Origin of the sequence: Algoriphagus sp. 4150 (assembly GCF_031457395.1) — a bacterium.
Lineage (GTDB): Bacteria > Bacteroidota > Bacteroidia > Cytophagales > Cyclobacteriaceae > Algoriphagus.
Genome location: NZ_JAVDWS010000001.1, coordinates 550,443 through 570,042, shown reverse-complemented (window position 1 = coordinate 570,042; position 19,600 = coordinate 550,443). Strand labels below are relative to the sequence as shown.

Sequence of the window (19,600 nt, the reverse complement as noted above, 5' to 3'; positions counted from 1 at the left end):
TTGGTTTTTCAAAAAAGCTAAACCTTCACAATAACCCAATTTATGCAATACCGAAAGTTAGGAAACACAGGAATGGAGTTGTCTATTCTTGGATTTGGAGCATCACCCATGGGAGATGTTTTTAATGTTTCTGACGAAAAAGATGGATATCGTGCCGTTCATTATGCGATTGACCATGGTGTGAATTTCTTCGATGTTTCTCCTTTTTATGGAATTACCCTTGCGGAAAAGCGATTGGGGAATGCGCTCGAAGGCAAGCGTGACCAAGTGATTTTAGCCACCAAATGTGGACGCTATGACTTGCAGGAATTTGACTTTTCTGAAAAGCGGATTCTGCAAAGTGTAGACGAATCCCTTGCCAGACTGAAAACCGATTATGTAGACTTACTTCAGCTCCATGACATTGAATTTGTAGACAAAGAACAAATTCTTAATGAAGCATGGCCAACACTGCTGAAAATCAAGGAATCAGGAAAGGCAAGATTTATAGGTATTACGGGACTTCCGGTAAACTACCTAGCTGAAATCTCGAGAACCATCGATGTGGACTCCGTCCTATCCTGGGCACATTACAATTTGCTGGAAGACGAAATAAATCGGGAACTAGTGCCACTTTCTAAGCAAAAGGGTTTTGGCTTGATGAATGCAGCTCCTTTGATGCAGCGTATTCTTTCAGATGCTCCATTGCCGGACTGGCATCGATCTCCTCCCGCAATGAAAGCAATGCAATCAGAGTTGCTTAAGCTTTGTGCGAGCTATGGAGTAAAACTGAGTGATGTCGCACTCCGCTATGCATTGGATCACCCCGATATTACTACCACAATCGTTGGGATGTGTGATCTTGCCACTATCACGCAAAATGTGGACGCTCTGGATTTCAGAATTCCTGAGGGGCTTATAGAAGAAATCGAAACACGGGTAGCCTCTGTCAAAAACCAAATGTGGTATGAAGGCAAGCCAGAGAATAATATTTAGGGAGCAGATAGCAGTGCTCAGTTGGCAGTCAGTCAATTCGTCCTTAAAATGGTTGACGCTTTTGTAAGATAGGATGAAGTCTTTCCTCAACGTCACTGCGAGGAGGCACGACGAAGCAGTCTAGTTGTGTTAATGAGATTGCTTCCTTCCTCGCAATGACGTAAGCATCTTCCTATCTGAATGGTCATCTCGAACGACATAATTACAGCTATTCGAATTAAAACCAGTACATAAATAAACCCTGAATTATGTTATTTAAGACAAAAACTCAAACCTCATGAAATCGAGCATGGCTCAAAAGTCACACACTGGGATGATTATCCTGCATGCGAGATTCTCCCGATCCGCCGCGGCGGACGGGACAGGCTATCTGACCATTAAAAATCAAAATATAAACAGATGAAATCGAGCATGACGAAAATCGTCACACACCGGGATGATTATAATACATGCGAGATTCCATATGGCCACTGAAAAACAAATTATAAACAGATGAAAGCATTAGTTCTTACAGATATCGGTAAAACGGAACTCCGGGAAGTAGAAAAACCAGTTCCAAAATCCGGGGAAGTTCTCCTTAAAGTTGGAATGGTCGGGTTTTGCGGAGGGGATCTGAATAGTTATCGAGGTCTTTTTCCATTACAAGAATACCCAAATATTCTAGGCCATGAAGTTGGCGGTACAATTGAGTACTTAGGTGATAATGTTCCGGCTGATATCAAAGTTGGCATGAAAGTGACGGTGTACCCTTATTTGAATTGTGGAAAATGCATTGCCTGTCGCAAAGGTGCCCGCAATGCCTGCAAGGAAAATAAGACGATGGGTGTGCGACGTCCCGGCGCTATGTGTAGATACATTGCCTTGCCCTGGCAGGATGTTTTTCCATCAGAGAAATTATCCCTTCGGGAATTAGCTTTGGCTGAGCCCCTCACCGTTGGTTTTCACTCAGTAAACCGGGCTAAAGTCACTTCTAAAGATCGTGTCGCTGTGATCGGCTGTGGAATCGTCGGTTTGGGAGCTGTGGCTGCGGCGGTTGAGCGGGGTGCGGAAGTGATCGCCATTGATCTTGATGATGCCAAACTTGAGATCGCAAAGAAAATCGGAGTTAGATATACCCTTAATCCAAAGAAAGTAGACTTGCATCAGGCTCTACAGGAAATGACTACCAACGATGGTCCGGACGTGATTATTGAAGCGGTGGGAAGTCCGGTTACTTATCGCCAAGCTGTGGAAGAAGTGGCATTTACAGGAAGAGTAGTTTGTATAGGCTATGCAAAAGCGCCCGTGGAATTCAATACATCCCTCTTTGTACAAAAAGAAATAGAAATCTTGGGATCCAGAAACTGCACGACCGAATTTCCGGAAGTGATCAGTTACTTGGAGCAGGGAAAATTTCCTGTCAATGATGTGATCAGCAAGGTAGTGACCCTAGATGAGTCCGAACAGGCACTTTCAGATTGGGCTGTTGATCAGCAGGGTATAATTAAAATAATGATAGATTTTGACAAGTAAACTAATGATAAAATCCTGCGTAACAATCGCCCTCGTACCTCAAATCAAAACCGGTCCTTGGATTTTTTGGGAAGACTTGGAAGCCGGAATGGCAAAAGCTGCCAAGCTTGGTTTTGATGCGATAGAGCTTTTCACCGCTTCTCCAGATGCAATTTCAATCCCAAGACTTAAGGAGCTTCTGGGAAAATATAAGCTAAAACTAGCTGCCGTGGGAACGGGTGCCGGTAAGGTAATTCACGGACTGACGCTTACTGACCCTGATTCAGAAATTAGAAAAAAGGCCATTTCCTTTATCTCAGACATGATTGACTTTGGTGCTGCATTTGGCGCTCCTGCAATAATCGGCTCAATGCAGGGAAATGTACTTCCCGGAAATGACAGGGACGAAACCATGTCTTGGCTGACTGACGGATTAAATAAACTGGGAAAACACGCTGAATCAAACCAAGTGATTCTCATCTATGAACCGCTTAATCGCTACGAAACCAACTTACTCAACACGCTTGAAGCCGGGTCAAACTTCTTGGATTCCCTAGAAACCAAGTCAGTGAAACTGTTGGCAGATTTATTCCATATGAATATTGAAGAAGGAAATCCGGAAGAAAGTATTTTGAACTGGGGAAAAAATATCGGCCACGTACATTTTGCGGACAGCAACAGAAGACCCATGGGTTTTGGACATACTTCCATGAAACCGATCGCTGAAGCGCTTAATACCATTGGGTATAGTGATTATGCCTCTGCGGAAGCCTTCCCCTACCCAGATCCTGATGCTGCAGCTGAGCAGACGATTGCGGAGTTTAGGAAATGGTTTCGTTAAAGGGAAGTTGGATTTACGAAATACGATTTACGAGATTCTTAGGTACTCCAACCCATGAATTCACTAGTGAACCGTATCTTCTGCTTCTATCAATCGGTACTCTTCATTCTCTCATTTCTTGATTCTAGACTCTAATTTCTAAAATTTTAAGTCTAATATCTTGATACTTACATCTAGCTACTTGATACTTAAAAATGAAACGTTTCGCACTTACACTTGACCTCATCGACAATGAGGCATCCATCAAAGAATACGAGCAGCATCACGCCGCAGGAGCCGCATGGCCTGAAGTGACCCAGCATGATATAGATGCAGGAATTCTCAATTTAGAGATTTTCCGTACCGGTAACCGAATGTTTATGCTGCTGGAAACTGTAGATGAATTTGATTTCAATGAGAAGGCTAAATTCGATGCATCAAATCCAAAAATTGCAGAATGGGAAGCATTTATGTGGAAATATCAGCAGCCTATCCCGTGGGCAAAACCCGGTGAAAAGTGGGTATTGATGAAGAGAATATTCAAGTCAGGTGAATAATTAACAACCATTGACAAAGTATTTTCTGATTTTTATTAGCAATTTCCTAGTCCATAAACTTTTCTCACAAATGAAAAACAACCTAAAATTCCCACTGCTATTTACCTTAGCCCTTACCTGTTCAGTTTTTTCCTTCGGGCAAAACACTATGAATCCTCCCGCAGGCTACGATCATGATATAGGAACTATGGTATCTATGCTGGAAAACCTAAGGGCAAGGATAATTTACAGTACCCAAGGACTAAATCAGGATCAAACCGATTTTCTGCTGGACGATAAAGCCAATCGAATCGGTGCCATGATCATGCATTTGGCTGCAACTGAAGTCTATTATCAAGCTTACACATTTGAAGGTAGAAGTTATAATGAAGAGGAAAAAGAGATATGGGAAACTGCTTTGAATCTGGGAGATGAAGCCAGAGCTGAGTTTGTCGGCAAGCCTATTAAATACTATCTGGACATCTGGGCTGAAGTCCGCCAAAAGACATTGGATACACTCAAAACCAAGGATGACGAATGGTTTGCCGCATTGGCAGAAGGCGGACAGACTGACAATCACTGGGCTTGGTTTCATGTGATGGAGCATCAGGCCAATCACATGGGACAAATCAATATGCTGAGAAGTAGACTGCCCAAGTAATCAACGCTTTATTTCACTACTACTTCAAAAGTCTTCACAAAGGCTAAACCGTCCTTAGTCAATCCCTCAACTCTCAGATTTAGACTTCTTTGAAATTGGGGGATTTTTACTTTAAAAGAGTAAACACCTTTTGCGCTTTCGGCAGTTGCATCCCAATACAGCGTAGGTTTGATTTCTATTGGCCGATCACTTTCATAGCTATTGGGGAAAGGAATATCGCGGGAAAAACCACGAATCTTAAACTGCTGAAATTCTGAAGAATTAAATGCTGTTTCTTTAGTTTGGTCAGTTCTCTTTCCTTTTTTGGTGGTGATCATAATCACGCCCCCAAATCCCGCCATACCAAAAGATGGCGAATTAAAAGTGTAAACCTTAATTGACTCCAGTTCGGCAGGAACAAAGGATTCCATCAATGTTTCGAAAGTTATATCATCCAAAAAAGGATATTGAGCACCATCAATTATCAGCAGTGGATTGGATGCATTTAAGCCAAAATTATAATTCCCTATACTTTTCCCACCTCGTTTAAAACCAAAATAACCTGCCAAAGCTTCGGGTGAAATAGTCGCCAACCTATCCCCACTCAGCCCTCGGTCTGGCATGCCATAGCCATAGTTTCGATCTTCCAGAGTTTCGATTTTCCCGTCTTCCTTCACAAATTCTTCCAACAGGATATAATCACCATAATCATCAAATCCTAATGCTTCATTTTCTCTTGTGTAAGTCTGATACTGGAGCTTGGGATAAGAACCTTTAAAAACAGGTTTGGTTTTATCATTTAGCAATACTGATCCATAATGCCTTTGTTTTTGATCCAAAGCTGCAATTGAGATCGTAGCCGTATCTGTGAAATATAAGCCTGTGGCACGGAAATAACCGGATGAATCTGTCTCAACAATTCCATAATCCGCCAAATCATCCCTAACAATGGTTATAGAATTGACCAACGGATCCCGCTTTTTATCTCGGGTGAATTGTCCATCTACTGTAATTCCATATTCAATTTGATGATCACCAAGAGTAAGGTTTTTGGGCGTCTCTTTTTCATCCAGCCATTCCATTGCATGAATGATTGTCTCCTGATCCGAAACTGAAGAAACCAAATCAGCATCTGTCAAGGAAACTGTAAACTGCGCGTCTGTCAATTCCTCCGTTTCATCCAAAAAAGACAAGTGGAACTCTATTTCTTTGAAAGAATCCCGCAAAAATGCCGAGTCAGTCAAATTAATAGTCAGGTCCCCAAAAAGATCAGGATTAGTAATTGCGACAGCTTGGATATTTTCTTCTTTTTTCAAAATAGGAAGTGTTCTAAGGGATATTTCCTGATCTGGAAAATTACGCATCCACTCGGTATATGCCCGAAGAAAGTAATCACCGGATTCAAGCTCTTTAGGCAAGACAAGTGCACCTGAAATCTTCCCTGCTTTCACAGGGTAAGCTTCAGATTGGATCAGTTCAGCATCTTTATCCATCAAGTCTATATACAAAACTCTACTCAGCGTATCAGACATGATATTATTTTGATAGAGCATTTGTCCTCCAAACCAAACCGTTTCTCCGGGATAGTAATAAGGTTTGTTTGTACTGATGTAAGGCTTTTCCCTCAGGTTATTCCAGCGGGAAAATTTGTATTGCGAGTCATCTATCTCAGACAAGAAGCTGTCAAACCGCTCTGAGGGTTCATAGTCATGCGGTAAATATCTCCCCATTCGCTGCCTTCCCATGTAGCCGGACAACACCACCTGGGCGGGCACTACGGGGATTCCATTTCGGTCAATATCAAAGTAGCCCAATGGTGCTGAAATCCAGCTGATGGGGTAATAAGCATCGGTATAATAGTCATTGAACCATTTTTTCCCGCGATAATGAACCTCTGTGTCAAAGGGCCAGATTACCCGATAGTTCCCATTTTCCAATGGTATTCTCTGTATAGAATCTGCATATACACGCCTAATAGATTTGTCAAGTTCCTCTGTATATACATTTGTACGGACCCTAAAATGATCAACAGGAAGCAATTTGAAAATCTCGAAATCTTCTTCATACACCTTCGCCAACAATACTGATTTCAACAGATGTCTAATTGATCCCATATAGCTAGTCACCTTGCTGGATTCTACTTTGGCTACTTCTGTAGAGTCAGTCAACTCATGAGCGTCAAAAAATACAAACCCCACATAGCTGGAGCGATTGTTATAAAAACGATAATCCTTCAAATAATATGTCACATCGTACCCTAAAGCACTGTTTACAATCTGTAACGGCTCCTGAGCAGTAGCATGAACATAGTTTGGTCCTCTTTCTTTTATGGTCTCAAAATCCAAAACCCAAGGATTCTTAATATCCAGTTGCGAAGCAAATGGATCATCAGGAAGAGCCAAAAAAACCTCTTTGAAACGGCGAAGGTCACGTTCCCACTTCTTGTCACGACGGGATTTAAGCTCCACCTCCGTCAGTACAGATTCCAAAGGTTCCAGTCGGAAGTCTACAGCCAATGATCCTGAGAGATTTAATGTGTGGGTAGCTGTCACAAAGCCCACAAATGAGGCTACCAATTCAATATTCCTGGGAAGATCTCCACTTATTCGATAATGGCCCTCTTCATCCGTAGTACTTCCCAAAGTCGTGTTGTTGATAAAAACATTGGCAAAAGGCATGGGCTCACCTGTTTTCGCATTTTTTACAGTTCCGGAGATGATTTGAGCATTTGCTGAAAAATTTACCGCCAAACAAATCACCAATAACAGATACCTGATACGTTGAAAAAGTAAATTCATTTGGCTAAAATCGGGTTTAGCCTATTAAGATAGCAGTTTTCCTGAAAAAATACCCCTAACTAGTCCAGCTTCTGGAGAAGCAGGACAACATCAATCTGTGCTCTCTAAGTTAACCTCCGCGTACGCTGCGGGTTAAAAAAACTGTCTCATAACTCAAAATTGTCACATTGAGCGAAGTCGAAATGAGCTTAATTAGCGCATAAAAGGCTTCGACTTCGCTCAGCCTGACAAGAAAACCTGATTATGAGACAACCTCTTTCAATTCTTAGTATCCAAGAGTTTTCAACATACTCTCTTCTGTCTGGTCTTCTGCGAAAAGCTTATGGGTAATATTCCCATCTTTATCCCTATCAATAAGCACATGCTTGGGTGCAGGGATAAGGCAATGTTGGATCCCACCATAACCTCCAAGTGATTCCTGATACGCGCCCGTATGGAAAAAGCCCAGATACTGCACTTTCTTTTCCTGGGTTTTCGGAAGGTAAATATTGAACTGATGCGCTTCCGAGTTATAATAATCCATGCTGTCGCAGGTCAGACCACCGAGGTTGATGTTATGATATTCTTCATCCCAGTTGTTCACGGCAAGCATGATATACTTCTGGTTAAGTCCCCAGCTATCAGGCAGCTGTGTAATAAATGATCCATCGATCATATACCAAAGCTCCTTGTCGTTCTGAAGCTTTTCTTCCAGCACAGAATAAAGCACCGCTCCGCTCTCTCCTACGGTGTAGCTTCCGAATTCCGTGAAGATGTTCGGCTCATCCGCATTGTTTTTGCCGCACATCCATTTGATGTTTTTCACGATTTGCTCCGCCATGTATTGGTAGTCGTAGTCGAAGAAGACATTGGTCTTGATCGGCCAGCCTCCCCCAATATCCATGGTATCCAGCGTAGGGGCAACTTTTTTCAAGTCCACATATTTCTGGATAAATCTGGTCAATTCGGACCAGTAGTAGGCCGTATCTTTGATGCCGGAATTGATAAAGAAATGCAGCATTTTCAGGCTTACATTCGGATTATCCCTGATTTTCTCCTCATACAACTTGATAATGTCATTGTATCTCACACCTAACCTTGAGGTATAAAAACCAAACTTAGGTTCTTCATCCGCTGCGATTCTGATCCCAACTTGGAATGGTACTTTCACGTGCTCCAGATAGTAGTCTATCTCGGTCAGATTATCCAAAATCGGTATACAATTTACAAAACCGTCATTGAGTAGCGCGGCAATGTACTGCTTGTACAATTCCCGCTTGAAGCCATTGCATACGATAAAGGTCTCCTTGGTGATCTTTCCCTGAGCATAAAGGCTTCTGACCAAAGGAATATCAAACGTCGATGAAGTCTCGATGTGAATATCGTTTTTCAGTGCCTCATTCAGCACAAAACTAAAGTGCGAGGACTTAGTGCAATAGCAGTAGGTGTACTTGCCTTTGTAGTCATGCTGTTCCATCGCATTCTTAAAATACGACTTGGCATTCTGAATACTCTCGGAGATTTTAGGTAAATAGGAAAGCTTAAGCGGAGTTCCATAGGTCTCTATGATCTCCATCATATTCACTCCATTGAAGTGCAGCTCATTGTTTTCTACTTTAAATTCCTTGGTAGGAAAATCAAATGTCTGCTCAATCAGGTCTTTGTAGGTATTCATTAGCAAGAATAGTTGGTGTTAAAGCCATGCAAAAATTGCTTTTTATCAGGGGATTTCAAACGAAAAAGGGACAAATCCCAAAGGACTGTCCCAATATTAGATAAACGTAACGATTTCTTAATTTTCTACAGACCCATCATTGCATTTTTAAGCAAAAATTGCTCAGTATTAAAGTGATTTCTGTTACTAATAACCTTCTTCAATACTTTCTTGAATTTCACTTCCTTTTGCAAAAGCGATAGCAATCGGGAAAAGAAAAGAGACACCTCCGGGTGATTGGATTCAGGATAATGAAAGTAAGCGACCTTCTCGGATGACGAGAACCTCAGGTTCAATTTGTTTGGCTTTCCGGCTTCGCTCAATCCTCTGAACAGTGGATATAGCTCCTCAAAATGCTCCTCAAACTTGCACATTCCCTGCATGACCATACCTGATTTTTGATTGAAAATCTTCACGATTTCCTGCTGATTTGCGGTAATTTTAGAATTGCCATTGGCTAAACTAAGCACTTGGTCAAAAGACGAAGCTTTGGTCTGTGGTAATGCGCTCATTTTTCTGAGTTTTTGATTTAATCTACAGTTCAAAGATAGTAGTCCATTTTTAATTAACCTATATTCCCTATAATTTTTATAGGGTTATAATAAAACATTCGCATAACATCTTAGCATACAGAACTATAATTTCATTTTCAATAGTCTATTTAAGGCCACATTCAGCTCCGAATCATCCTTTGCAAAGCAAAATCGAAGAATTTTAGGATCTTTTCTATCATAGAAAAACACTGATATGGGAATGCTTGCAACACCAATTTCTTTGGTAAGCCTCACAGATAGATCATAATCGGATTCGTCCGAAAGGTGAGCATATGACACCATTTGGAAAAAACTTCCCTGTGCCGGAGTGAATTCAAATGGAGTTTTTTTAAGCCCTTCACAAAAAAGATCTCTTTTCTTTTGATAAAAATCCGGAAGAGCCAAGTAACGGGAAGGCTCGGACAAGTAATCCGCTAAAGCGTACTGCAAAGGAGTAGCTGAGCTGAAGGTCAAAAACTGATGGATTTTACGAAATTCCTCTGTTAGCTTCGACGGAGCCAAACAATAGCCAATCTTCCAACCTGTCACATGAAAAGTCTTCCCAAAAGAGCCGCAAACAAAGGTTCTTTCTCTCAGTTCAGGGTGGGTCAAAAGAGAAAGATGTTGTCGACCATCAAAAGTGATATGCTCATACACTTCATCACTCACCACCAAAATACCGGTGTCTTGAATCAATTCAGCCAATGTATTTAGATCTTCCTGAGTCCATACATAGCCACTCGGATTATGCGGCGTATTGACTATGATCAATTGTGTCTTGTCAGAAATAGCAGCTTTCACCCTTTCCCAATCCACCGAAAACCCAGGCAAGCTTAGGGACACAAATACAGGAACTCCCCCATTCAACTCCACGGCAGGTGCATAGGAATCATAAGCTGGATCAAAAAGAATAACTTCATCACCTGGATTTACTACTGCTGTGATAGCAGCATAAAGTGCCTCCGTAGCACCTGAGACCACCGTCACTTCAGATTCTGAATCCAGTTCAATCCCATAAACCAGCTTGGCTTTTTCCACAATGCGCTCACGTAGTAAGGGAACTCCGCTCATCGGGGCATATTGATTGTATCCCGCTTTCATGTATTTATTGACTAAATCAAGCAGCGCTGGATCACTATCGAAACCCGGAAATCCCTGGGAAAGATTAATTGCTTTGCAATCACTTGCAAGTTTCGACATTACAGTGAAAATCGTCGTTCCTACATGGGGTAATTTGGATCTAATAGGCATACTTCAAAACTATTGATTTTGGGATAGTATTTTTCAATGTGAAGGAATTGAGTACATAATTGTCTTCATTTCCCGCGGACCAGCGCAGAAAAACACGCTAATCAACGCTGATTTTCATAAGTAGAATTTTCAATAAACCTGATTATCTAATCTGTGAAAATCTGCGATAGTTATCCGCGACCATCTGCGGGAAATTTAAAATCCTTTCACTTGTTTTCATTTTTGAGAATTGAGAATTACTCATTGATTACCGAAATTTGGTCGTTTAAAGGCATTTTTGACTACTTTTGTCTGACCTTACCCAACCCAATATAGCTTAAAACTCCACCGAAAATGCGTGATATTAAACTAGTAGAAGTACGTTCAGAAATAGCTGCCGGCACCCGCGGTGCAAGTATGGGAGTAGATGCGCTGAAGATTGCCAGTTTAGATAAGAAATCAGATTTCTTCACGCAGTTTGACCCAATCAATGTTCCCGATGCTAATAATTACCTATGGAAAGGGAATAACTTCCCCCATGCCAAGTACATAGATGGTGTATATCAGGTATTGAAAAATGTGTATTCGACTATAGAATCACTGAGGATGGAGAAGAAATTCCCTATAGTCCTGGCAGGAGATCATAGCACTGCAGCAGGTACTATCATGGGGATTAAAGCTGCCGATCCGGATAAGCGTCTGGGAGTGATCTGGATAGATGCACATGCTGATCTGCATACCCCTTTCACTACTCCTTCGGGCAATATGCATGGAATGCCATTGGCAATGGTGACCCAATTGGACAACTTGGATTGCCAGATTAATGAACCCTCTGAAGAGACATTGGCCATCTGGAAAAAGATAAAAACCATCGGTGGTGAATTCCCGAAGATTATCCCAAGTGACATCGTTTTCATCACAGTTAGAGATACGGAAGCTCCGGAGGATCATTTGATCAAAAATTATGGAATCAGAAATTTCAGCACCCAAGAAGTCCGCTCAAGGGGAATAGAACGGATCGCTGCTGAAGCCTTAGAAACACTGAAGGACTGCGATCAACTCTATATTTCATTTGATGTGGACAGTCTGGACAGCTCCATTTCCGTGGGTACAGGCACCCCTGTTCCCGATGGATTGACAGTGCAGGAAGCGATAGAGTTAAATGTCAAACTGATACAGGACAAACGTGTCTGCTGTTGGGAAATCGTGGAAGTAAACCCTACGCTGGATTCCGAGAATGTAATGGCCGAAAACGCTTTCGAAGTCCTCGAAGCAACAACTAAAAGCCTGGTGGATAATTTCTAACTTAAGCCACAAAGAACACAAAGTGACACAAAGATGGACCTGAAAAAAGAATTGAATGAAGATGAATTATCCAATATCGTTCTGGGTGTTGCAATTGATGTTCATACGCAACTCGGTCCTGGATTGCTTGAGAATGTCTACAAAAAAGTTTTAGCAATAAAACTTCAAAACTTAGGTTTGCAAGTTGAAGGTGAAAAGACAATGCCAATTACGATTGATGGGATTTCAATTGACCTCGGTTATAAAATCGATCTACTTGTTCAAAAAAAGTTGGTCATCGAACTGAAGTCTGTTAAAGAAATATCTGACGTCCATTTGGCCCAAGCAATAAATTATTTAAAGCTTGGGGGTTATAAGTTAGGTTTAATTATAAACTTTAATGTTTCAAAATTAAGATACGGTATCAAGAGAGTTATAAACACTAAAGGCCCAAGACCTTTTTAAACCTTTGCGAACCTTTGCGCTCTTTGTGGCAAAATTATCAACATGAATATACAAGAATCAATACACAACGGCATACAGCTTGCCTTTCAGAATATCTTCAATCACGACCTGCCGCTGGATCAGATAAGCCTCGCTCCTACGCGGAAGGAATTTGAAGGAACCTATACCTTTGTTGTATTTCCCTACCTGAAAGTTTCTAAAGCAACTCCGGAAGCTACAGCCACTTTGATCGGTGAATACCTCAAAGAAAATGTAGCGGAAGTAGCGGGCTTCAATGTAGTAAAAGGCTTCCTAAACCTGGAACTTAACAACATGATCTGGGTGGACGTGTTCCGGAAGCTTTTTGCCAACGAAAACATAGGCCAGCTGCCGTCCAACGGTCAGAAAGTGATGGTGGAATACTCTTCCCCAAATACTAATAAACCATTGCACCTTGGTCATTTGAGAAACAATTTTTTGGGTTTCTCAGTCGCCAACATCCTAGAAGCAAATGGCTATGAAGTAATCAAAGCAAATCTGGTAAACGACAGGGGAATCCACATCTGTAAGTCCATGGTGGCTTATCAGCACTATGCAAATGGTGAAACTCCGGAATCTTCCGGCTTGAAAGGAGATCATCTGGCAGGAAAATATTATGTGATTTTTGATCAGGAATACAAAAAACAGATTGCTGAACTGAGAGAAAAAGGGCAGACGGAAGATGAAGCAAAAAAGAATGCCCCACTCCTGCTTGAAGCTCAGGATATGCTCCGCAAATGGGAAGCCAATGACGAGGAAGTTGTCTCACTATGGAAGCAAATGAATGCCTGGGTATATGCCGGATTTGAAAAAACCTACCTGCGCATGGGAGTTAGTTTTGACAAGTATTACTACGAGTCAGACACCTATCTATTGGGCAAGGACATTGTCACTGAGGGTCTGGAAAAAGGAGTCTTTTTCAAAAAGGAAAACGGCTCAATTTGGGTGGATCTTACTGAGGAGGGATTGGACGAAAAGCTTGTTCTTCGTGGGGACGGCACCTCTGTCTACATTACCCAGGACATGGGAACTGCTGATTTAAAGTACGATGATTTTGGAATTAGTAAATCCGTATATGTAGTTGGAAATGAACAGGATTATCACTTCGATGTCTTGTTTAAGATCATGCGAAAACTGGGCAGACCTTACGGTGAAGGACTTTACCATTTGTCTTACGGCATGGTAGATTTGCCGACGGGCAAAATGAAGTCCCGCGAGGGCACTGTGGTAGATGCAGATGATCTAATGCAGGAGATGATAGATACTGCTGCCCAGCACACCAAAGAGCTTGGTAAAATCGATGGCTTCAATGAAGAGCAGGCAGCTGAACTTTACGAAACACTTGGAATGGGAGCCTTGAAGTACTTTCTCCTGAAAGTAGATCCTAAGAAACGTATGCTTTTCAATCCTCAGGAGTCTATAGAGTTTCAGGGAAACACGGGACCTTTTATCCAATACTCCCATGCCCGAATCGCTTCTATTTTGAGAAAAGCAGAGCAAATTGGAGTTGATTACAAGCAGGCAGATTTCTCTACTATTTCTACAATTGAAGAATCGGAGTCGAGTCTAATTTACCTGCTAAATGATTTTGAGAAGAAAATCTCTCAGGCTGGATTGGATTATTCTCCAGCTGTTTTAGCACAATACCTGTTCGATTTGGCAAAGGAATACAACAGATTCTATGCAGATCTTCCTATATTTCTGGAAAATGACCCAACTATTCTTTCTTTCCGCGTAGCGCTTTCGGCACATACTGCCAAAACTCTGAAAAGAGGGATGCAGCTACTTGGAATCACTGTACCCGATAGAATGTAATGCGACCTGCCTGCCGCAGGCAGGTATTCCATAGTCTACCCAACTAATCGGGGGGACTTTGAAAAAACAATTATAAACACGTGAAATAGACACGACGAAAGACATCACAGAACTTATCCGGAACCTGCCTCCTCATGCAGGCTTGATTCGGGAGAGGGATGATTATAAACCGTGCGAGATTCCATAGCCTGCCCCGACTAATCGGGGTGGCCATTAAAAATCAAATTATAAACACATGAAAAATTTACTCTTTCTTGGCTGTCTCCTTTTACTTGTGAGTGCTTATTCTATTAGCAAAACACATATCTCTAAAGCTAAAATCGAAACATTATCTAAAAAAGCTGTGTCAAAATCTTTCTACGATTTCAAAATGAAAGACCTAAATGGAGCTGAAGTAGACTTTAGCACATTCAAAGGCAAAAGGATTATGGTAGTGAATGTCGCTTCCAAATGCGGCTACACCAAACAATATGAAGCACTCCAAAAATTATACTCTGAACATGGCGACAAACTCGTTATTCTAGGCTTTCCTGCCAATAATTTCGGAGGACAGGAACCCGGCTCAAACGATGAAATCAAATCTTTCTGCTCGGAAAATTATGGAGTAACCTTTCCGATGTTTGAAAAAGTATCTGTAAAAGGATTTGACAAGCACCCTATCTACAGGTGGCTTTCGGATGCCGAACTGAACGGATGGAACAACGAAGAACCGAGTTGGAACTTCTGTAAATACATTCTTAATGAAGAAGGTGAACTGATCAAATTCTTCCCTTCGAAAGTGGAACCGTTGGATCAGGAAATCCTGGATATAATCAACGCTTAACCAGACTATTCTCCTCTGAGTGAAACAAGCTATACATACTAAAAAAGAAGCCTGGCTGCATGCAGTCAGGCTTCGTACTTTACCCCTTGCTCTAGCAAGTATTTTCGCAGGATCATTTTTGGCTGCTTACAAGGAAGTTTTCCGTTGGGAAATTTTACTATTCGCTTCATTGACCACCATCTTTCTACAGATCCTATCCAATCTTTCCAATGACTATGGGGACACTGTGCACGGAGCCGACCATCAAGATCGTCAGGGCCCTGTGAGAGCTGTACAGTCAGGATTGATTTCTTTGGCAGAGATGAAAAGAGCAATGTACCTGTTTGGTGTATTGGCTTTTATTTCCGGCTTACTTCTTTTATTTCTGGCGGTGCAGGATTGGGTTCTTTTCGGGATTTTCTTGGGCTTGGGATTAGCTGCTATCTGGGCTTCGATTTCTTATACTTCGGGCAGCAATCCTTATGGATATGCGGGTTTGGGTGACATTTCGGTATTTGTCTTCTTTGGATTATTGGGTGTCTATGGCACCTATTTCCTCCACAGTTTGGATTGGAATGACGCCGTAGTTTGGATTGGGATTTCCTTGGGCCTTTTCAGCGCAGCGGTACTGAATATCAATAATATCAGGGACATAGAATCCGACACTACTGCAGGCAAAAAATCCATTCCGGTAAGAATAGGAAAGAGGGCCGCAATCATATACAATTGGTTCTTGATTTTGGGAGGAAATTATTGCTTGATGATTTTCGCTTTTAGCACTAAAGAATGGACATCCCTACTAGCCTTGGCTGTTTTCCCATGGATGATCAAAATTGGAATTAACGTACAAAAAGGAAAGGATTCTCAAGCAATTGACCCCAATCTAAAAAAATTGGCACTCAGCACTTTGCTATGGGTTATTCTTTTCGGGATAGGTTTGGTTTTTTTAGGCAAAAGCTGACAAAAGTCCTTTTCTTATCTTCAAATTTGAGGTAATTTGGCATAAACCAACTCAGCGCTGATATGAACAAAGTTCTTGTCCCTTTCGATTTTTCAGAGCAAGCTCAGAATGCTCTGGATTTATCCATTAATCTGTCAAACAAACTTACCAAAGTAGAAATTACCGCTTTGCACGTCATAGAGGTGCCTTCTATAGCCGGAATGGGCACCATGGGCGGTGGGGAAATGGTTCCTGATTATGAAAACCAAATGTTCTTCATTGAACTGATGGATCGCCGAAAGGCGCAGTTTAAAGAAATGGAATCCAAGTATTCCGGAAACAACTACACGTTCAAAACAAAAATAGTATTGGGGAATGCCTTCAAAAGTATTTCTTCGGCGATTTTGGAGGAAGATCCGGATTTGATCGTGATGGGTTCCAAAGGCTCCAGTGGAATGGAAGAAGTGTTGATCGGGAGTAATACCGAAAAAATAGTCCGTACGGCCCATTGCCCTGTTGTGACAGTCAAAGCCCCAACTGATCCGGCTGCAATCAAAAAAATCGTATTTGCAAGTGATTTCCGAGAAGATCAAGATGAGTTGGCCAATCAATTGATCGCTCTCCAAAAATTATTTGATGCTGATCTATATTTGGTGATAATCAATACACCGGGAAGTTTTGAAACTACTCGGGAGTCTGCCGTTAGAATCAAAAGGTTTGTAAATAAATACTCAATTGTCCATGCAATAGCTGAAATTTATAATTCATATTCTGAAGAAGCCGGAATTGTGGAATTTGCAGGAGACATTAATGCAGATATGATTGCAATGGCTACTCACGGAAGAACCGGTTTGGCACACCTGTTTACAGGAAGCATTGCCGAAGATGTGGTCAACCACGCAAAACGTCCCGTCTGGACATTTAAGACTAAATAAATCTCCCGATTGATAAAATATATGGCTGTCTCATAAATCAAATTTCCCCGTCATTACGATCCGCCTGTGGTGGATCGCAATGACGAGTACTTATGAGACAGCCATATTTTCATTTGATATGGCAAAGAAGAGTAACGACTGGAAAAGGCGTGATGGCATGGTGTACTCCACCAGTGCTGATTTTGAATTTCAACATGAGAATGATGAAATAGAAGAAACACTTGCCCCTAATCAGCAAAACCTAAAAGTACTGCTGGACAAAAAAGCCCGTGCAGGAAAGAAAGTGACTTTGATCGAAGGCTTCACCGGAAGTGATGATGATCTTAAGGAACTGGGGAAAATGCTCAAAAATAAATGTGGAGTCGGCGGATCGGCAAAGGATGGAGAAATCCTTATTCAAGGGGATCATCGCGATAAAGTAGTTCAGGTTTTGCTGGCAGCCGGTTACAAAGCAAAAAAGTCAGGAGGATGATAAACAGTAAAGACTTGAAGCTTTTTGTCCTTAAGAGTTAACTGGTAATTTTTTACGGAAATCTATTGCACGACACATTACTGCTTTCTTTTGTCATCGGCCTGAGAATCATTTCCAATCCTCTCGGAAATGTCTTCCAAAAACACTTAACGATTCAGGGATTGCATCCCCTATGGGTGAATTTCCTTACCTACTTCCTTTTGGCAAGCATTTGTTTAGTAGGACTGTTTTTCCTGGATTCTATTGATCTTCGGGAAGGATTCTGGATCTACTCTCTGCTTGGAGGGATCTTTGGTGCTATGGGAAATGGACTTTTGGTTAAAGCGCTCCATAAAGGAAATCTTTCCATTCTCGGCCCGATAAATTCTTACAAATCCATAGTAGGGCTGATTTTTGGAATTTTTCTTTTGGGAGAAATCCCAAATCTTTGGGGAATCTTGGGCATTGGGGTGATTATTTACGGAAGCTACCTGGTACTTGACACTACTGAAGAGCGCTTTACTCCGACTCTTTTGAGAAATAAGGACATTCAGTTCCGAATCGGAGCTATGCTTCTGACGGCAATAGAAGCAGTGTTTGTGAAGAAAGTCATACTTGCCTCCTCGCCTACTCTGGCCTTTATCTCCTGGTGTTTTTTCGGTGCTTTTTTCTCCTTTTTACTTGTGTTGATTTTTAGGGTAAATCCCATGCGGGAGTTCTCCAAAGTTAAGTTTGACAGTTTTAGTAAGTTCATTCTTTTGATTGGTTGCATAGGTATCATGCAGCTTTCGACAAATTACATCTTCGAAAATATGAATGTGGGCTATGCACTTTCACTCTTCCAACTGTCCATTATCTTCAGTGTACTTTTAGGCTATAGAATATTTCAGGAGAAAGATATTCGGAAGAAAATCATCGGATCGGCCATTATGATTGCAGGTTCGGTAATGATTATTCTTTCCAACTAACACATTATTATAGCTCAATACTGAATCGGGTCAAAAAAGAGGGTTGCTATCAAAAAAGAAATCACGGATATGACAAATCCAAACATAAAAATATTGTAACTCTTCCGGAGCATCCGGTACTTCACTGAAAGCACCTTCCCCAGATAATAAATATCAGTAATCATACTGTCGTATAGGTAGCTCCCATCATCCATCAACGTATGCATCCCTTCTTTATATTCAGAAAGTGACATTTCGTGGAAATTCCCGAAGTAAAGGAGGTTCCCTTGTTTCTTGCCGATATCCTCTTTAGTCACCACCCCGGTGGACACCTTAGGCCTGGTAGCCAAAATAGCAAAAACCATCGCCGTAAGACATGTAGCTACCATCAAAAATGTCGGAATTATGTAGTTGGGATATTCCTCCAGCTTACGGATCAAGACCGTCACTACTATGGATAAAATGATCGAATTCACGGATATCATGATATTGGCTTTATTATCCGCCAAAGCCGAAAGCCGCAAATGGTTGGAGGAAGTGACACGAAACATCGTCTCCACTCCCCGATCGGACTTCTTTTTCCCCTTGTTTTTTTTCTTTCCGCCCGAACTGACTTCCTTCTCTTCCAAAGCTTCTTTTATCTTCATTTCAATAAGTTTCAGATTTTTTTCCTTTCCCGGCTGTAGAAATTTCCTTGCATACTCCGTGTGATATTGGTGCGATAACATAAATACCTGACTACCGGTCAGCCACTCACTGAGCGGGATTTTACCATATCCTGAGTTTTCCTTTTCCTTTTTCAATAAGAGCGTTTGATCATAAAACTGCTCTGAACTCAAGTGATACAAATCCGCATCACATATGATTTCCTCCAATAGATTTTGAGGATTTTGGGGGATCCTTGTAGCCAGAATAATGGATTTTATGCGATCAATCCGTTCCTTGCTAATCCCCAGCTGCAGCAAGTACTCCTGCGCCATCTCTGCTCCCCTGGCTTCATGCCCTTCGCCTTTTCCTTCCCAATAGCCTACATCATGCATCCAGCCTGCAAAAAACAGATCTTCCTGCTCTTCCTTCTCCAGTTTGTAGTACTCTCCTATCTCTCTGACTTTCTCTACTATTTGTAACGTATGATCAATGTTATGGTAGCAAATCTCGGATTTTTGCCGATTTTCAAACATTTTCCTGATCCAGGATTCAAATTTTCCCAATTGTTTATCCACGGCT

At 41.6% G+C, this 19,600-nt stretch carries 18 protein-coding genes; 13 read left to right on the top strand and 5 right to left on the bottom strand.

What is annotated here, in order from left to right:
- Positions 1-42 precede the first annotated feature (42 nt).
- From J2X69_RS02435 to J2X69_RS02415, 5 genes are all read left to right on the top strand, one after another.
- On the top strand, positions 43-975 hold the full coding sequence (locus J2X69_RS02435) for an aldo/keto reductase (protein ID WP_310097890.1): 933 nt from the start codon (positions 43-45) through the stop codon (positions 973-975).
- Between the two features lie 492 nt (positions 976-1,467).
- Complete coding sequence (locus tag J2X69_RS02430; RefSeq protein ID WP_310097887.1) at positions 1,468-2,487, top strand: zinc-binding alcohol dehydrogenase family protein; 1,020 nt, start codon at positions 1,468-1,470, stop codon at positions 2,485-2,487.
- 4 nt (positions 2,488-2,491) lie between these two features.
- Entirely contained in the window at positions 2,492-3,307 is an 816-nt protein-coding gene (locus J2X69_RS02425; protein WP_310097883.1) for a sugar phosphate isomerase/epimerase family protein, read from the top strand.
- 194 nt (positions 3,308-3,501) lie between these two features.
- Positions 3,502-3,843, top strand: coding sequence for an L-rhamnose mutarotase (locus tag J2X69_RS02420; RefSeq protein ID WP_310097880.1), 342 nt, complete (start codon positions 3,502-3,504; stop codon positions 3,841-3,843).
- Between the two features lie 70 nt (positions 3,844-3,913).
- Positions 3,914-4,483 carry a DUF664 domain-containing protein gene (locus J2X69_RS02415; RefSeq protein WP_310097877.1) on the top strand — a complete coding sequence of 190 codons (570 nt, stop codon included), beginning with the start codon at positions 3,914-3,916 and terminating at the stop codon, positions 4,481-4,483.
- An 8-nt stretch (positions 4,484-4,491) separates the two neighbouring features.
- Here the strand turns inward: J2X69_RS02415 and J2X69_RS02410 are convergent, their stop codons facing one another.
- The 4 genes from J2X69_RS02410 to J2X69_RS02395 form a co-directional block, all read right to left on the bottom strand.
- A complete protein-coding gene (locus J2X69_RS02410; protein ID WP_310097874.1) occupies positions 4,492-7,260 on the bottom strand; it encodes a carboxypeptidase-like regulatory domain-containing protein in 2,769 nt (922 codons plus the stop codon).
- Positions 7,261-7,525: 265 nt separating this feature from the next.
- Positions 7,526-8,914 carry an arginine decarboxylase gene (locus J2X69_RS02405; RefSeq protein ID WP_310097872.1) on the bottom strand — a complete coding sequence of 463 codons (1,389 nt, stop codon included), beginning with the start codon at positions 8,912-8,914 and terminating at the stop codon, positions 7,526-7,528.
- A gap of 125 nt (positions 8,915-9,039) precedes the next feature.
- Positions 9,040-9,465 carry a hypothetical protein gene (locus J2X69_RS02400; RefSeq protein WP_310097868.1) on the bottom strand — a complete coding sequence of 142 codons (426 nt, stop codon included), beginning with the start codon at positions 9,463-9,465 and terminating at the stop codon, positions 9,040-9,042.
- 123 nt (positions 9,466-9,588) lie between these two features.
- Positions 9,589-10,737, bottom strand: a complete 1,149-nt coding sequence (locus tag J2X69_RS02395; protein ID WP_310097865.1) for a methionine aminotransferase — start codon at positions 10,735-10,737, stop codon at positions 9,589-9,591.
- A 333-nt stretch (positions 10,738-11,070) separates the two neighbouring features.
- On the opposite strand from J2X69_RS02395, the gene J2X69_RS02390 reads away from it, so the two are divergent.
- From J2X69_RS02390 to J2X69_RS02355, 8 genes are all read left to right on the top strand, one after another.
- Positions 11,071-12,021, top strand: coding sequence for an arginase (locus tag J2X69_RS02390; RefSeq protein WP_310097861.1), 951 nt, complete (start codon positions 11,071-11,073; stop codon positions 12,019-12,021).
- A gap of 33 nt (positions 12,022-12,054) precedes the next feature.
- Entirely contained in the window at positions 12,055-12,465 is a 411-nt protein-coding gene (locus J2X69_RS02385; RefSeq protein ID WP_310097858.1) for a GxxExxY protein, read from the top strand.
- A 42-nt stretch (positions 12,466-12,507) separates the two neighbouring features.
- Entirely contained in the window at positions 12,508-14,298 is a 1,791-nt protein-coding gene (gene argS, locus J2X69_RS02380) for an arginine--tRNA ligase (protein WP_310097854.1), read from the top strand.
- Positions 14,299-14,533: 235 nt separating this feature from the next.
- Positions 14,534-15,121: a glutathione peroxidase gene (locus J2X69_RS02375; RefSeq protein ID WP_310097851.1), complete on the top strand. Its 588-nt coding sequence runs from the start codon at positions 14,534-14,536 to the stop codon at positions 15,119-15,121.
- A 19-nt stretch (positions 15,122-15,140) separates the two neighbouring features.
- Entirely contained in the window at positions 15,141-16,061 is a 921-nt protein-coding gene (locus tag J2X69_RS02370; protein ID WP_310097848.1) for a 1,4-dihydroxy-2-naphthoate polyprenyltransferase, read from the top strand.
- A gap of 62 nt (positions 16,062-16,123) precedes the next feature.
- Complete coding sequence (locus J2X69_RS02365) at positions 16,124-16,975, top strand: universal stress protein (RefSeq protein ID WP_310097845.1); 852 nt, start codon at positions 16,124-16,126, stop codon at positions 16,973-16,975.
- A gap of 118 nt (positions 16,976-17,093) precedes the next feature.
- Entirely contained in the window at positions 17,094-17,447 is a 354-nt protein-coding gene (locus tag J2X69_RS02360; RefSeq protein WP_310097841.1) for a translation initiation factor, read from the top strand.
- A 65-nt stretch (positions 17,448-17,512) separates the two neighbouring features.
- A complete protein-coding gene (locus J2X69_RS02355; RefSeq protein ID WP_310097838.1) occupies positions 17,513-18,394 on the top strand; it encodes an EamA family transporter in 882 nt (293 codons plus the stop codon).
- 14 nt (positions 18,395-18,408) lie between these two features.
- Here the strand turns inward: J2X69_RS02355 and J2X69_RS02350 are convergent, their stop codons facing one another.
- Positions 18,409-19,584, bottom strand: coding sequence for a Pycsar system effector family protein (locus J2X69_RS02350; protein WP_310097836.1), 1,176 nt, complete (start codon positions 19,582-19,584; stop codon positions 18,409-18,411).
- Positions 19,585-19,600: the final 16 nt, after the last annotated feature.